The organism is Scytonema hofmannii PCC 7110, assembly GCF_000346485.2.
GTDB classification, from domain to species: Bacteria; Cyanobacteriota; Cyanobacteriia; order Cyanobacteriales; family Nostocaceae; genus Scytonema; species Scytonema hofmannii.
Genome location: NZ_KQ976355.1, coordinates 20930 through 36379 on the forward strand (window position 1 = coordinate 20930; position 15450 = coordinate 36379).

Consider the following 15450-nt stretch of genomic DNA (forward strand, 5'->3'; position numbering starts at 1 on the left):
ATGGATTTGCTCTTTTATGGTCATAATAAAGATCTGTTGTTTATCTCTTATTGCCGCAATGAGGTAGTCATATTGGCAGTGTTATTTGTACATTAGGCAAATGGCGTTTGATCCAGGCAAGTTGCGATCCTATGCCCAACCCTTGCATGGGGACTAGTAACTGTTAGATAATTTCTGCTCAAACCTGCTCATTGGTCATCGTTTTTGAGTATGGGTTGGCTATTGCCACCCGGTTCAGGTAAAGTTTTAATCCAGTCCCAAACAACCTCTAACAATTGGTAGTTCATAATTCGTAATTCATTAATTTGGGGCTTGCATTCCAAATTAATGAATTACGAATTCTTGGTGACATATCTCCCCTCATTTTTCAAGGAATGGCCTCTACTTCTTGTCAAATCAATGTCAGTGAATTTCAGAATCTTTAAAGAATTTTCAGCGATTTTAGATATTTTTATGTTAGACTATTGGGGATACTAAAGGTTCAACGAATCGGTCAAATGTGGTGAAGCAAATGCCTCAAATTTATCAAACTTATGTGACTCAGATTGATAATAATTTAACGAGTGAAACACAGACGCTTGAGATGCTAGAGCAATTCTCTCCTGTAGCAGCAGAGATGTCTGCTATGGCATTGAATGGTCTTCAAAGTGATATGAAAAAGGAGAAATTAAACTCCAATATTCAAAACACTTTTGGGGTCAACAAGCGACATGCCAATAGTGTGATTAATTTTGTGGCAGGTGAGTTAGAGTCAGCTCGTCAATGCTATAAAAGACATATTGATATACTAGATGCCAAAATCAAATTAGTTAAATCAGAGATTGAGCGATTGAACAAACGACTCAAGAATCACCGAGAGTATGCCCAAGCCTTAGAGAAGTGGAATTTAGCTATTAAGTATCCCCAAAACACTCAAGCCAGAAAGTCGAAGAAAGTACCATTACTAAAGAAAACGCCGGAGTTTGATAACGCTTGTCCCGTGAATGGCAAGCCGCACGGCAAGACTTACTTACAATTAGCTAAGCAATTGTTACATCAAAAAAAGCGTCAATTGCGGATGTATCTAGACCGCAGAGCTAAGGTCATCAAACGCGGCATCAAAGTGAATTTGGGTTCCTTGGGCAAGGTTCCATTTGTCGGAAGTACCAACGAAACTAACAGCAATCAAATATGTCAGCTAACACCTGATATTATCCCAAGTCTAAAAATTCGGGTTCCTTATTTTTTAGAGTCTACATTTGGGGAATATTGTACCCTAAGACTTCATAAAATCAATGAGCGGGGGTATAGCAATATAGTTACCGCTTGGGCCTTAAACAAGGCTCTCACCTATGTGTTTAGCAAAAATAAAAAAGGTAAGTGGGTTGTCGCTATCACTTGTTTAGTCAACTTTTCTATTACCAGTCATGACAAATCATGGGGCTGTATTGGCTTAGACATTAATCCTGGATCTATTGGTTGGTGTGCGACAAATCGTCACGGGAATCCTATAGCATGGGGGAAAGTTAATTTAGATTTGCATTCGTGCTCAACTGAGCAAACAGAAGCTCGATTAGCCTATGCCGTGACAGAAATCACAGCCAGAGCCTTAGCAACTAAAAAGCCAATTGTCATTGAGAAATTAGACTTCTGTGAGAAGAAGAAACAATTCAAACGTGGTCGCAAGTACAATCGGATGCTATCTGGTTTTGCTTATGCCAAGTTCTTTGAATTGTTAAGAGCTAGATGCTTAAAACTAGGCATCAAAATTATCGAAGTGAGTCCCAAGTATTCCAGCCAAATCGGCGTGGTCAAGTATATGCGTCGTTATGGCATGGGTAGTGATAGCGCCGCAGGGCTAGTTTTAGCTCGTCGTGGAATGGGAATTTACTATGAGAAACTGCCAGCGAGATACGCCTGTCAGACTTCGGTTCGCCCCGAAGCTCGTCAGCACGTCTTTGCCCACTGGCAGCGATTCAATAAGTATTACTTGAAGGTAGCTTCTCGTAATACTTGGTTCGGTACACCTACTCTTACAGGGTCTGCGGGTGAAGGCTTGGCGAACACCGGAAATCTAGGGTTTCCAAAGCTTCGGCACAAGCACGAGAGTTCTTCTCTCCATCCGTCTGTGAAGGCGTGAACCCTTCAAGGTAGGAAAGATTGACCGCTATCTTTCCGGTTGAATAGATTTGCGAAACGAATGAGTAGATCTGAGTAGACTTTATCGAGCGGCGGCATGACTTCAGGGCGTGTAGATAAGGAGCACAACCAACTTGTAGGTTGATATTCAAGCATTTCCCAGATTGGGATTTTGCGATTTTCTATGGTGCAGTAGTCGCTGTTCCCAACTACTACGTAGAAACCTGCTTTCATACGTGACTTTTATTACATAAACACTACGTCCATGCATTGCATACCATTGGATTAAAAAAAACTGCCGATAATCCGGCAGTTTTTTTTGGTGACCGCGTTTTTAATGTTTACTGTGTTTGTGGCTGTACAAATTTGATGTTAACTTTGGAGCCTGACTTGAGGTTGAGATTGTTCGTTGTGGAAGCAGGAAGTTCTATCACTTTGTCAACTTCAGTTTGCGAACTGTAAATGGGACAGGGTTCTTTCCCACATGGCTTAACGTTCTTAATGATACTTTTGACGCTGCCATTACGGATGAACACGATGTCTATTGGAAAATTCATGTTTTTCATCCAAACGTTAATCTGTTGGGGGTTTTGTGGAACAAACAGCATTCCGCGATTCATAGGTATTGCCTTACGGAATCTTAAGCCTTTTTCCAGCTCGTGAGGTTGTTTGGCGACTTCTAGCTCTATAGTTTGGTTGTTGGATGTGAGAGTAGCACTGATTGGAAGTTTTTGGGGATGGTGGAACAATGCAATGTAAATCAGTGGTGAGGTAGCCGCCAGAAATCCTGCTATTGGTCCTACTATTTGTAGTGTACGTAGAAGAAATTTTCCAATATTATGTTGTTTTGTTGTGGAATGGTTTGTTGCTGTAGTCATGCTCATACTGGATTTGAGTGATAAGGGAGTTTTTAGACTATTGAACGTGAAAGTTTAAGCGGCTATTAATACACACTTTTGGGACGACTCTGAGCGGTGCTTGGCAAGATACAACGGTGTTTGTGATGGAGCGATTTTGTAAACAAAATTACGGCGAGCATCGTGATAAGCGGGGTCTCTTAAGTTAATCATGATTTTATTTAGTTCGTCAGTACGGTATCTTTCAAGAGGTTTGAAGAATTCGTCTTGAGCACGTTTTGCAATTTTGTAGCTGAGTTGTTCGTGGTAATCGTGACTGTTGCTAAGTTCGGATGCAATCAGTTCAATTTGGTGTGTGAAAGTGCTATGACTTTCTCCAAAGAAATCGTGGATCAGCCCAATTTTCTTAGCGCTGCGTGTCCCTATTGGCAGACAAGTTTCTGCCAGTTCAAATGCTTTTTGTGCTCCAACACGCCTGGGCAACAGATAAGTCCAATATTCAGAGCCGTACAAGCCCATTTGCTTGTAGTGAGGGTTGAGGATGATACCACTGCGGCAATAGACTTTATCGGCAGCAAGTGCAAGCATAACACCACCTGCTACAGCATTTTCATGCATAGCCGCAATAGTGAGATGTGTTTTTGTTGTGATAATTTCTCTTACAAGGTCGTTCATCGCATTGATGTTGTCCCAAGATTGCATGATGGGATCGCTTGCCGCTTCAATTGTGTTAAAGTCAATGCCGTTAGACCAGAAATCTTGACCTCCCATCAGTACGATGACTTTTGTGTTTCTGTTACGAGCACAGACATAAGCAAGTCTGAGACGCTCGCATTGTTCGGTGCTCATCGCTCCATTGTAAAAGTCGAAATGCAAGTATCCCACACTGTCCTTCTCTTCGTACCAGATCTCTCTATAGGTTTTGCGATTGGAGGGAATTGTCAGGGGTACCTTAATTTCGGGGACTCCTTGCAGGTGATCTTTTAATACCAGTGTTGCTGGGAGCTTGAACGTAGCAATATTGCTCTTTTTCTTTAAGTGCGTTATCCAAATAGCTCCATCTGTCGTAGCTCGGCAGATAGCACCATTGCGAGTTGCAATGATTTGTCCCGGTTTTCCTTTGAAGCTGGTTTCTTCATGAGCGCCGTAGAGGTAGTATTGCTGTCCTTCTATTGTGTCCAGAACAACCTGTTCTCTGTCAGCTTCTCGGATTTTTTTCAGAATGCTTTTGGTAGACTCTAATTGCCATTTGATGGTACGAATGCTTTGCGTTGTGTACGGGCTTAGATAATCATTGGCATTACCTGAATTAGGGATTGGTACAAAAGAACTACCTTGGTATCGTTTTACTGTCTCTACTATTGTTTTTACGACTGCTTGTGTCACTTCAGCACTATACTGGAAGCCTTCGCTGTACCTTCGTAGTTTGAGAGTACGTGTTGACCATACAGGACTTGTATCTATTGATGCAGATGCTTGTAGTGCAGTGACATTCCATTCTTGTTTGTCAGAAGACGACTGCAATAGCGATGATGCTCTATTTCCTTTGATTCCAACATGAATAATGATGCACGTGTGTTTGCTCCAAATGCTTTTTGGTATCGCTGTTTTTAGCATTGGCGCAATAATTAAATAAGGCTGATACAGTTCGGTTGCTTCAATCATCACTCGGTCGTTTATAGCCAACTCAATCGAAATGTCATGACCTCGCTCGACAAGTTCTACATAAGTTCGTTGAATCAAGCTATTGTATTCCGGTGCTATTATTAAGATTTTCATATGTGTTTGGATTCTGAGAGATTTGTGGTTGAAGAGTTGTCTGTATTTAACTGAGGAGACAATAAATGCAGGTTGCTTCTACAGTGACATTTGTTCTTTTCTAGATGGTGCTGTTTTCACGCTAGCTTTTTCTTGAGTGCTAATTTCTGTTTTAGGGGTAAACTGGTTTATTATTTCTTCCTTTCTCCAAGCCTCTAAATCTTTCATGACTTCTTTCAATGGAGCAAAATCAAAAAATTGTTCTCCTTTTGAGTCAGCTTCTGCGGCTTTGTACATCATGATTTTGAAGTACATTTCTCTTTGTTCGGAGATAGGAAGCTTGCCGTTGCCTTCTTGAAGTTTCTGATTCAATTCTTCATTACCTTGTTTGGCAGCCCCAGACCAGTACTGTTTTGAGTTTTGCATATTTTTCCATTCTTCTGCAATGTAAGGATGTATCTTTACAGGAATTTCACCTACATTTTGTATTTCACGAGGGCGTTGTAATTCTGTAGGTACTGCTTTTGGTTCTGGTTGTGGAGGTATTATATCTTTTTGAAAGAATTTGTCTAGGTCGAATGCCTTAGCATTTTGATTGATGAATTTCAGTTGAGTTAAATCCCAATCGGAAATATTCATCTTTTTAACTTCTTTGGTGATACCGTTCTCTGTCTTTTGTAGTTCAAAATTGACAAGTTCTTGGCGACCTTGCTCCTCACTTGTTTTGGATAGTATTAAGTTAGCTTTGTTGTTCTCTAGCTCCCGTGTGCGAGCAATAGTAAATTCACCAATAGTTAGCTGGTCGGTATTGGCTCTCTGTAATGCAGAATTTAAGATTTCCAAAACTTCAGTTTGGCGGAAACTTTCTAAAGTTTTGAATGTCCCAGCAGGAGCTAGCGATCCCAATTTGTTAGCAACATCTCTGAGATCGCTATCTCTAAGGGATGGCAGTTTTTTGCTTTCTTCTAAATATTCTACCACCATAAGAAATTCTTGTCTTTCCACTGGTGACATTTCTTTGGGGGGACTTTGAACTTTTACATTGCCCTTTTTATCGAGCTTGAATTGCATCAATGAATTGCTGAATCCATTGAGTTCGTCGCGTCGGTGATGAATGGTGAAGTTTTCGCCATCTTTTTTGACAACGAAGGCATCGCTTCTGTAGATTCTAGACCCGTCTGGTTCTATGCTACCGTAGGATTTTAACAGTTCTTTGGCAGCAAGAGCGATTTTCACATTCTCAGCATTGATGCGCTTGCGTTCTCCCAAATTCCATAAACTGGTTGCGTAGATTGGGACTTCGACTTGTTTTGCCCAGCGCTTTGTTTCGGTGCTAACGTTTTCAGAAGCTGCTACTTGTTCGTAAGTGTAAGCACCTGCTGGTTTTGATTTTTTGTGATTTGTTTGGTTATTATCAATCTCTTCTACAGTGGGAATCACTTGGAAATTTCTATTAATAGTTTCTTTGCTAGATTCAGTTTCTTCCCCTTTTTGCTGAGTATTTTGAATCTCAGCTTTTACTAGAACAGACTGACTTGACGGTATTGTAGTTTCTTCTCTTGTTTCAGATGTCTGCTCTCTAACTAGAACAGCTTGAGTTGTCAAGGTCGGATTGGATTGATGTTGCTCAACTTCTATGTCTGTTAAAATTAGTTGAGAATTTTCCTCTATATCCGGTGGAAAGTCTTCTTCGGGTGGATCTCCTATAGGAATGTCTTCCAAAAAACCTATAAATTCTTGGTCTTCGGGTGGCATTGGGAAGTCGGAATAGGGATCGGAATCTGAATTTTCTGCGACGTTCTCGCTGGTTTCCACATTGTTTATAACTTGTGTCAGAAGTTCTGTGATGATATCTTCTATTTTGTCAGATTCCAGGATTTCGTCATCTTCATCGGTCATATCAAACTGTTCTGCCTTCACGGGAACTGTTTGGTCGTCAGGATATATGACTTCTTCATTTTCTCCATCAGGAATTACAGGATTTTCTCGTTCCGTAGCGCCAGAAAGCTGATTTTGCATATTTCTAATAATTTGAGCAACTTCTTCAGAAGAAAGTTCTTCTTCTGTTTGTATGTCAGATACGGATTTTGAGGTTTCTGGATTTTGCTCTGACGAGCTTTCAAGTATTGATGAAGGAGGTAAAAGCAGTTTCCTCATTGGTTCGTAAGCTACGTCAATAATCTCTTCATCTGACAGATTTTCGGTAATTATGTTTTTGGTGCATATTCCATCAGCGTTTTGTTTGTAGATATCGATTTCATTTCCAGAATCTGTATAGGCGACTATTTTAATGGCAGGTTCAGAATTGGAAACGACATCTATATTAAGTGTTTCTGGCTTATGTAGGACTAACCGGGTTCCAAGAGTTTGTGCTTGAAAGTCGCTCAGTTGTGTACTTGCTGCTTGGTCGTTTGTTTGGTTGACGTTGTTAGTTAAATCGACCTTTTCCCATTTCCAAGCACCGGGACATTCAGGGTCTTGCGAAAGTACGTAGTCATCGCTGCCAATCTGGACTCTTGCTTTTGAGAGTTTTTCTTCTTTATCCTCAAGTTTACTGAGGGCAAGTTCTACGAGAACTTTAGCTAATTCTCCTAGCTTGGTGGCAGTTTCAGTAAATACATTTTGATAAGAAGATGCTATTTGGGTTGCTCTGGGGTCGAACATGGTGATGGGGCTGGTAATCTATCAAGTAGGACTGAGTTTTGATGTTTTACGAATACGAGTTGTTCGTCGTATCTCACGACAATTAGTGTAGGTTTTGTAGATCCGAAAAACATGGTGTCGCTGTAGGTTATGTTAAAAATCCTGTTATGCGAGTAAACGATAATTTCATCAAAATAATGCTTTTCCACGCTGGGAGGGAATTTGTGCGACCAACGTCGAAATCCTTTATACTTTTGAATTTCATTGATTAACTTTTGGGACACTTGTATCATTAGAAAAATCCTTGGTAAGCATCTAACGGCAGAGGTGCGGCTCCAGCTTGTACGGGGGCTTGTGGCACGGGAAACAATCTTTCCACTTCAGCTATCCTTGTGTCTAAGTCTTCTTGAGTTGGTCGTCTTTGAGTACTTTTGTGAGTCAAGCTAATTATTAGCTTTTCCCAACCACCGTCATTTTCTTTCTCAATATTTATTAGGGCTTTTGGCACCTTAATCGCCTTTAAAATAGGCACGGAAGCTTCATTTTTATTGGAATAAGCAGGGTTAATGAAAATGCATTTTCCTGGAGGAAGTTTCAAAAATTGGGCAGGCTCAAACAGCTTGCGTGTTTTTTCCTGGTCTGATATGGAAGTACTAGTTTTCCCACCACCAGTTGAACGAGACTTTTGTTTGTACTTAATTTCTTCTTCTCCCAAGTACGAGGAAAAAAGCCGTGCAGATTCGTCTTCACCGGGGTTGAAGATAAATTTGGTACCGCAAGCACCTAGCATGGTTTTGGCTACTTCCTTACCGTAGTATTTCTCAAGTTGTCCCATGTTCTGCCAACCCAAAATACCGCAGAATCCTTCACTTCGCGATTCGTTAAGCCATTTAAACAAGTCAGGCAAGTAAAGAGAGGGAACTTCATCTAGTACAACGATAAGGGGATCTTTACGTTTTTTGGCGATCGCTCTAGCAACGGTCATGTGCAGAATGCTACATAGCAATGGGCCAACGGCATCTCTACGTTCTCTATCCAAACCGAAAATAACCATCTGCTTTTTTTTGATGTCTAAGGGAAGGGTGGTCTTGCCCACAAAGCACCCCAAAGTATTCTTTTTCATAAATCGGGTAAACATCAATGAAGCAGTACCGGCGATACCTGCCACAGTTTTCTCGCTTCCTGCCGAACTGAAGAGCTGACCGAATGAAATCTTAATCCACGGGTTGAGGTTAGCTGCCATCAATCTCTCTACCATTTTCTCACTTGATAGGATGGCTGCTGCTGTCATAATGTCTGGATACTTAGTCTCCTTTGTGAGCATCAGAATAGCTTCCGTCAGCTGGTCGCCCGCAGGACCGAAGAAGGCATCCTCGTTGCTCGATGCCATCATCTTGAAGTTTTTGTTGATAACGGTTGCTAACTGGCGGGCAGTTTCGGCATCAGTAGCATCCCGCAAGAAATCGAGCGGGTTGCAAACTTCACTTTCGGGGAATCCCGGAGCAAACACGTGAACCTCGTAGCCCTGCTTTTTAGCGTAGCTGGCGACCTTGGCTTGAGTGGGATATTTGAAGTCGTACAAGACAATGGGGAAGCCTTGGTCGATAGCAGAGTAAATCATGGGGTTGATGGCAGAGAAAGATTTACCACTTCCTGGGGCTCCAATAACAGCAGTCCCCCTTTGCACATCGGGGATGTATAGCGGTGTCCCCCCTGTCCCCTTCTCCCCCTTTGTTCTTCCATCCTTGAATTTGTGTCTGCCAATATATAATGCAGCGCTATCACATTTAGGCTTAAGAATTTGTTTGACAGCTTTGTTTTTAGCTTTAGCTGCTTCTTTCCCTCCACCGAAGTAACTCGTAGCTAACTTACCTTTTTTATTGCCAGAAAATATTTGTAATAAGAGGAATCCTCCCAAACAAATTATTAATGTCAATCCTTGGGATGAAAATAAAAAGCTCGTGTATTTCCCAACAGGTGTCTGAGGATTTTGCAGTTCTTGAACGAAATTAGTATTCTGTTTTATGGAACTACTTTGCTGAGTCATGTTTTAAGTGCTTGTAAATTATTTGGCATTATGGTTTTGTGGGGACTTTTACGGGTGCGCCTAGAATAATTGGGTCCATTTCTCTGTAAGTGAAGAAGGGTACGGGACCAATGAAGTAGGGGCTGCATCCCAAATCGGGGAAGCCGCGCTTGCATATGCGGAAGAACAGAGATGTTGTTATGCTGCCATCTGCTTCGTTGATTTCCCAAACGGCTTGCTTGAAAGCTTTGCCGAATGGGTGACGACCGGTAGGTTCTTTGCCACCGTTGAGTTTACCCAGTATCCCGAAGCCACCTTTAACTTTTTGGAATTTGCCACTCATCCATTGTGCTCCGGTGAGCGTGCTGCTAAGAGCAAGTTCAATGTGAGCGCAGTCTTTGGTACAGGGAACGTTAAATCCTTCTTGGTAACTGCCTGAGATCGACTTCCAGCGATTGGCTTCCACTTCTCGCAATGGCAAGTCTACTTTACCAACAAAGCTAAAGTCAGGTACGGGAACACCGGGGAACTCGCTAAATGGGACATTCGACAATCCCGGTACATTGTTGATGGTGTTATTTTGCCAGTTATGGAAGTCTTTGATTGGGGAATTTTCAATACCGGGGATATCCGTTAGTTTGTACTTAGATAGGTCGATAGATCCCAACTCAACATTTTTTAGTTCGGGAAATGAAGAGAGTGCGTCTGATACTGTTTGACCCGTTACAGTAGAACCAGTGGCAGCAGCGATTAGGTCGTTGATGGGAGGTACATTTTCCACAAGTTGGTCACCTAACTTGGGAATAGCTTTCATCAAGTCACCAACAGTCTGCCAGTCTGTCAGTTCAAACTTATCCAAAGTTATTTTGTTTAGTTTTATACCAGTTATTTGGCTAATTTGTTTGAGAGACAGGTTTTCGATGCCGAACTCAGTTGCCTCAAAATCGCCCAACTCCATAACTTCATCCAATCCCTGACCTTCAACCCAACTGCGTAGCTCTTTCATGCCTGGGTTTTTGATGTTGGGAAATTGCACGCTTCCGGGAGAGGAGAACTTCATGTTTTTGAAGGTGATTTTGCTCCAGTCGGGAATGGGGATGCCATTCATGAGCTTTGTAGGAAGCGGTGAAGCTTTGGGCAATGTGGCTGCAACTGCTTTTTGGTCGCCTACGATAAACCCAAAGTGACTGGGACTAGAATGTAACAATCCGTGCAAGAAAAGCCCGACTCCCAATCCTAAAGCCATTAAGTATTTTAACGTATCTGTTTTGGCTTTTCTATTAGTGGCAGCGCGTGGTTTTTGCGTGGCAGCGTCATTAGCAGTGTTTGCGGGAATAATAGTAAGAGCAGATGTTTGCTGGGTGTCGTTGATGTCCATGAAAAACCTTTTTATCGAGATGTGTTAGTAACGTAAGGACTCGTTGTTGGTGGTACTTTGAGTAAAGAAGGTTTTGGTGCAGGCAATGGGTTGAAGCCTCCTAGCTGCATCAACCTGCTAACCAACCGCATGGATACTCCGGCGTTAGTTGCGGCTATGGTCATGTCTTCACCGGATTGCAAATTTTCAATTAAGGTGTTGAGCCTTTGCCATAGAGGGCTATCAGTTTCGATCCAGTTATTGGTGAGGGCGACTTGCATTCCTCTGGCTAAAAGAGAGCTGTTAGCGATGGCTGTCGGACTGGGTTGAGGTTTTGGCAGTTGCTGTTGTTGCGTTTCTTCCTTGATATCGCCAACAATTTCAAGGCTGCTGTACTGAGGTGTGCCACTGCCAGGTACGATACGGAAGTGATAGTGCGATCGCTTGCCGCCCGACGATTCTGTGACGATAGTAAGATGCGCGCCGTTTGTGGCTTTTGGCATTCCTGGTATCTTAACGTCATTAATTCGTCTGATGTGGACCATGCCAGCACCCGGATTTCTACAGTTACTACGCGATAATCCTTCCAAACAGCCATCAACATCTATGAGGAACCGGGAAGGGTCATCGAGCCATATGCGTTTGATGGTTTCTTCTGTTTTAAAAAAAGAAATTGACACACCATGTCCGGGCCAGACTTGCACTGTTTGTAGTTGGGCATTTTCTCCTGACACTTGGGAGGTTTTGATAGTGCGTATAGTGTTGGCTAGTGCGGTGTTGGGAAAATTGGCTAGCGCAATTCCACTGAGAATTCCTACTAAAAGAATACTTGCTCTCTTCATGGGAGTTTTAAAGACCTGTCTACTTTGAGGACGATGGGAGTATCTTTGGGAACTATCCAAATGTTGGCTCTGGACAGGATTTCATTAGTAGAACGTTCGGCTCTTTTTCCTACAACCTCTGTCAATTCTCCAAACGCTCCTTCCAAGAAAGCGCCTTGCCACGAGCGCTTTGAATTGTTTCTCCTGGTGCGTCTGCGAATTGTGCCGTCCGAACGCTCGTCTTCGATTTCGTCTTCAATATCGGGCTGGTTGATGATTTCGCCCACCTTTGCCAGACCGCCCATTACCCCTACAGTCATGTCGTATCGGGCAATTTCCCCACCTTTGTCGTGGAACTTTTTGGCGATGAGGGGATTGCCGCCAAGACCTGCCACAGTAATAGCACCATTGGGTACCGGATATTCTGTTTGGTCTTTCATTATGGCGGTAACTTCTGCAAATGCACGGGATGCGCCATCCACATAGACCATTTCTACTGCAACAAGCGTGCCAGCTTGGATTCCTATTTCCCCAGTGTTACTCAACAAAGGTTCTTCTAACCTAGCGACAAACCTGGTTTGTGGTTTGTTGCTGTTTTGTGCTGTAGACCGTATTTCTTGCGACCATACCAGAGGTGTAACGAGTGTCGCTTTGACAAAAGAGCCGACAACTAGATACTGTGGTTGCTTTCCTTCTATAATTTGTGCTTCTTCTGGCAAATAGTCGTATGTGACAGAGGTTTCTTGCGCTGAAGGAGGGCTCGCGGGATCGGGATAAACTTGTGGAAGTGGCGGTGTGCTTTCTACTACAGAACTTACGTAAAAAACGTTGTTTTGGTCTGCTGAGGTGCTGCTGCCCTGTTTGTTCGAGACTGCAACAGCGGTTTGTGGAACATCCCATTTTGGTTTTAGTTCCTCTATTCCATTGTTACCATCGTCTGTAGGGATGCTTGGAGACACACTTGGGCTAACATTTGGGGAAGTTCTGGTTCTCAGTCTTATCCTTGGCGTGCTCTCTTGGTTGTCCCCATCGCCTTCAGTTGTTCTCCTAGAAATTATGGATGTGCTGTTCGCGAATGTCGCAGAAGCATACTCAACCCTGCCCACGCTTCCCATACCTCGCAATCTTTCGATTTCGGCTATGGGGTCTTTCAAAGGTTCACTTGCAACAACTGGTTGCTGTCTTATTTGTGGAGATGGAGGTAAAGTTTGTTGTCTTGGAATCTGACTTGCTACCAGGGGCGACGGTCGAACTATTCTTGGCGTTGTTCTGACTTGCCGTACTGGTGCTGGTGGTTCTGCTGCTACAATTGTTGTTCTAGTTCGCCTCCGTACAGGTGGTGGTGGTTCGGAGTATCTTGCCACCTGGCGTGGTGCGGCAGGAGTTGGGGGAGTGGGGGTAGCAGCAGGTTTCGGTGTTTGAGTAACAGCCTCTTGTTTTGGTTTTTCAGGTTTTTCTGATTTCAATTTATTGATTTTTTCTAGTTCTTCTTGTTGTTTGGCTAGTGCCAATTTCGCATAAACATTCCCATCTTTTTCCTCTTGAAAGACGGATTTTTCTTCCTGGGAATCTGCTGTTTTTATGGAGTCTTTTTTAACTGTACTTTGGTTGTTAAAAACTCCATTTAACATTAAAAATACCATTAAAAAGCCAGCACCAAAAGCACCGCCGACAACACCCAACCTTGAAAATGGAGAGTCAATTATTGAATGTTTGGTCTGTACTGTTACAGGGTCTTCTTCTACCTCTGTGATTTCATTATCATCCCCTTCACCGTCAGAGTTATTTTCACCTTCAAGCTCCTCTTCATCGTTATCATCAATTTTTAGAAGAGAATTGACCTTATTATTTTTCTCTTCACTTTCGTCTTCAAGCCTAAGTTCACTCATAAGATATTCCTACTATATCTAGTTTTTCTTAATTAAAGATGTGTCTACGATTTCAGTTATTTCCAGTCCTGCTTGTCTAATGTTGTAAATTTTTTTGGCCAGTTCTGTAGTGTCATCAGGAGGAGATTGAGGGGTCGATACAGCTTCTACAGTTATGGTTTTATTAAAAGCTATCCCGTTTCCTGAATTATCATCTCTGTCAAATCTGACCAAAGTTGCAATTAAATCAATTTCCCATTTACCTTCTTTAATTTTGCGAGGATCGGATATATAGCGAGGAACAAGAGTCATTTGCATATTCCCCGAGAATATACCTGAAGGTGTTATTTCAGTTAATTTCTTAAGAAAGCTAGCTCTGAAGTCTTGTTTCTCAGATAAAGCAAAGGCGGCTTCCCAGGCTTTCGTTGTCACTTTGCCGTAACCACCCTTTTCGGTTTTGATTTCAACTCCTTTATCGGGGTTGGTTATCGAGTCACCATTGTTATCTACCGATGTTATCAATCCGTCCCAATTAAACATTTTCACCATGCTATTGGAAACGAATTTTTTGATAACTTCCTTTGAACGTTCTTTTGGCTCAACAGCTTTTACGGGGATGGTATCTCCATTTTCCAGTTGTACTAGTGACGGTGCTTCTTTACGTGCAAGTGTTGAGGTAGCTCCGTAGTTGATGATTTGTAGAAGAAGGGATAAAGTGCCTAATGCTAGACCGCCTACAGCAGCTAAACCTGTGGGAGTAGAGACAGATTGACCGTAGCTAAGCAGGCGCAATGGTTCCCGTTTAGCAGATGATTTACTTTTAACCATACAACTTATTTACCGATTCTTTTGGTAATGAAGGATTTGGCTACATCCACTGATAAGCCAACACTGGCGCTTCCCACCCATTCAACAGCTTTGGTAATTTGAACGAGTACGGCTATGCCACCACCTGCTGCTAGTCCGCTTGCAAGGAGTGGAGAGACGATACCGATAAATAGTAGAAAAATCATTGGTTGGTTGGCTTCGGCGTTGGAAATTAGTTGGCCAGCCAGACCGACAATAATGTTGAAACAAAGCTTTGCCATTCCAACGGTAAAAAACCCCGTTAACCAGCCAATGATTGGTTTTGAACCGAAGGGAAGCAAGGAACCTCCAACTGCAAGCGGTCCCAACAGTGCAGTCAGCAGCATAGTTAGTTCAATGCCCCACTGATAGGCGTTATTGAGTGCTAGTAAGATGGTTGTTGCAAACGAAGTGAAGACAGAGCCGATGTACGCCATGTACCCCGAGAAGGCTTTGTTGATAGCACCTTCGATTGGGTTTGAGCCTTCTGCTCGATCGACTGCTTGGTCGATTTTGTCGATTCCTTTAAAAACCCAATCTGCAAAAGGGTTGCCAGTGTCTGGGTCTCTGAATATTTGCGGAAATCTAGCTTTTAGTTCTGCTTCGGCTTGTTTTAGGCACTGGATGCTTTCTTCGTTACTCAGTTGTGTCGAACGGCATTGTTCAATAACGTTGCCAACAGTCGCTTGCACATTAGTGTCAGCGATCGCTTGGTTGTATGCAGCTCTTAAATTGGCACCAGCTGCTGTGTATTCTAAGACAAAATTGTTGACGCTGTTGATGTAGTTTCTAACACCCAAAGTACCAGTTGCAAGTAAACTGCCATTGTTCGCTAAAAGAGCTATCACTATTAGAGGCCATATCAATTCTGGGTAAGCTTTTTGCTCTTCGCCATTGAGCATATGCTTCCCCCACTGCACCATAAATAGGGTTAAAGTCGCAACAGCGAACAAAACACCAATTTTACACATGGCAACGTACAAATTGCCATCAAGGGTTTCTTCCCAAAGTTCGTTGAAACCTTCTGCAACAAGTTGTGCGCCAGCCGCAGCATTTTCTAGGAGATCGTTTCCGCCAAAGTTGTTTGCTGCTATTGTTAATTGAGAAATGCCTACCATAATTTTTCAATGCTTGCTGTCCCCCTCTGGGGACAGTT

11 protein-coding genes are annotated in these 15450 nt (G+C 42.7%); 1 reads left to right on the forward strand and 10 read right to left on the reverse strand.

Annotated elements, in window-relative coordinates; genetic code table 11:
- Nucleotides 1–511: 511 nt before the first annotated feature.
- On the forward strand, nt 512–2119 hold the full coding sequence (locus WA1_RS49065; RefSeq protein ID WP_017741163.1) for an IS200/IS605 family accessory protein TnpB-related protein: 1608 nt from the start codon (nt 512–514) through the stop codon (nt 2117–2119).
- A gap of 5 nt (nt 2120–2124) precedes the next feature.
- On the opposite strand, the gene WA1_RS56345 is transcribed toward WA1_RS49065, so the two are convergent.
- The 10 genes from WA1_RS56345 to WA1_RS49110 all read right to left on the reverse strand — a co-directional run bounded on the left by WA1_RS56345 (nt 2125) and on the right by WA1_RS49110 (nt 15412).
- Nucleotides 2125–2352, reverse strand: a complete 228-nt coding sequence (locus WA1_RS56345) for a hypothetical protein (protein ID WP_148663076.1) — start codon at nt 2350–2352, stop codon at nt 2125–2127.
- A gap of 107 nt (nt 2353–2459) precedes the next feature.
- Nucleotides 2460–2996, reverse strand: a complete 537-nt coding sequence (locus WA1_RS49070; protein WP_017741164.1) for a DUF192 domain-containing protein — start codon at nt 2994–2996, stop codon at nt 2460–2462.
- Between the two features lie 54 nt (nt 2997–3050).
- Entirely contained in the window at nt 3051–4754 is a 1704-nt protein-coding gene (locus WA1_RS49075; protein ID WP_017741165.1) for an enoyl-CoA hydratase-related protein, read from the reverse strand.
- A gap of 78 nt (nt 4755–4832) precedes the next feature.
- Nucleotides 4833–7397 (reverse strand): hypothetical protein, encoded by a 2565-nt coding sequence (locus tag WA1_RS49080; RefSeq protein ID WP_017741166.1) that lies wholly within the window; start codon nt 7395–7397, stop codon nt 4833–4835.
- A gap of 271 nt (nt 7398–7668) precedes the next feature.
- Nucleotides 7669–9423: a type IV secretory system conjugative DNA transfer family protein gene (locus tag WA1_RS49085; protein ID WP_017741167.1), complete on the reverse strand. Its 1755-nt coding sequence runs from the start codon at nt 9421–9423 to the stop codon at nt 7669–7671.
- A gap of 28 nt (nt 9424–9451) precedes the next feature.
- Nucleotides 9452–10780, reverse strand: coding sequence for a hypothetical protein (locus WA1_RS49090; protein ID WP_017741168.1), 1329 nt, complete (start codon nt 10778–10780; stop codon nt 9452–9454).
- An 11-nt stretch (nt 10781–10791) separates the two neighbouring features.
- On the reverse strand, nt 10792–11601 hold the full coding sequence (locus WA1_RS49095) for a hypothetical protein (RefSeq protein WP_017741169.1): 810 nt from the start codon (nt 11599–11601) through the stop codon (nt 10792–10794).
- Nucleotides 11598–13469, reverse strand: coding sequence for a TrbI/VirB10 family protein (locus WA1_RS49100; protein WP_017741170.1), 1872 nt, complete (start codon nt 13467–13469; stop codon nt 11598–11600). Before WA1_RS49100 ends, WA1_RS49095 begins: the two co-directional genes overlap by 4 nt.
- 18 nt (nt 13470–13487) lie before the next feature.
- A complete protein-coding gene (locus tag WA1_RS49105) occupies nt 13488–14276 on the reverse strand; it encodes a hypothetical protein (protein ID WP_017741171.1) in 789 nt (262 codons plus the stop codon).
- 5 nt (nt 14277–14281) lie between these two features.
- Entirely contained in the window at nt 14282–15412 is a 1131-nt protein-coding gene (locus WA1_RS49110; protein WP_017741172.1) for a hypothetical protein, read from the reverse strand.
- Nucleotides 15413–15450: the final 38 nt, after the last annotated feature.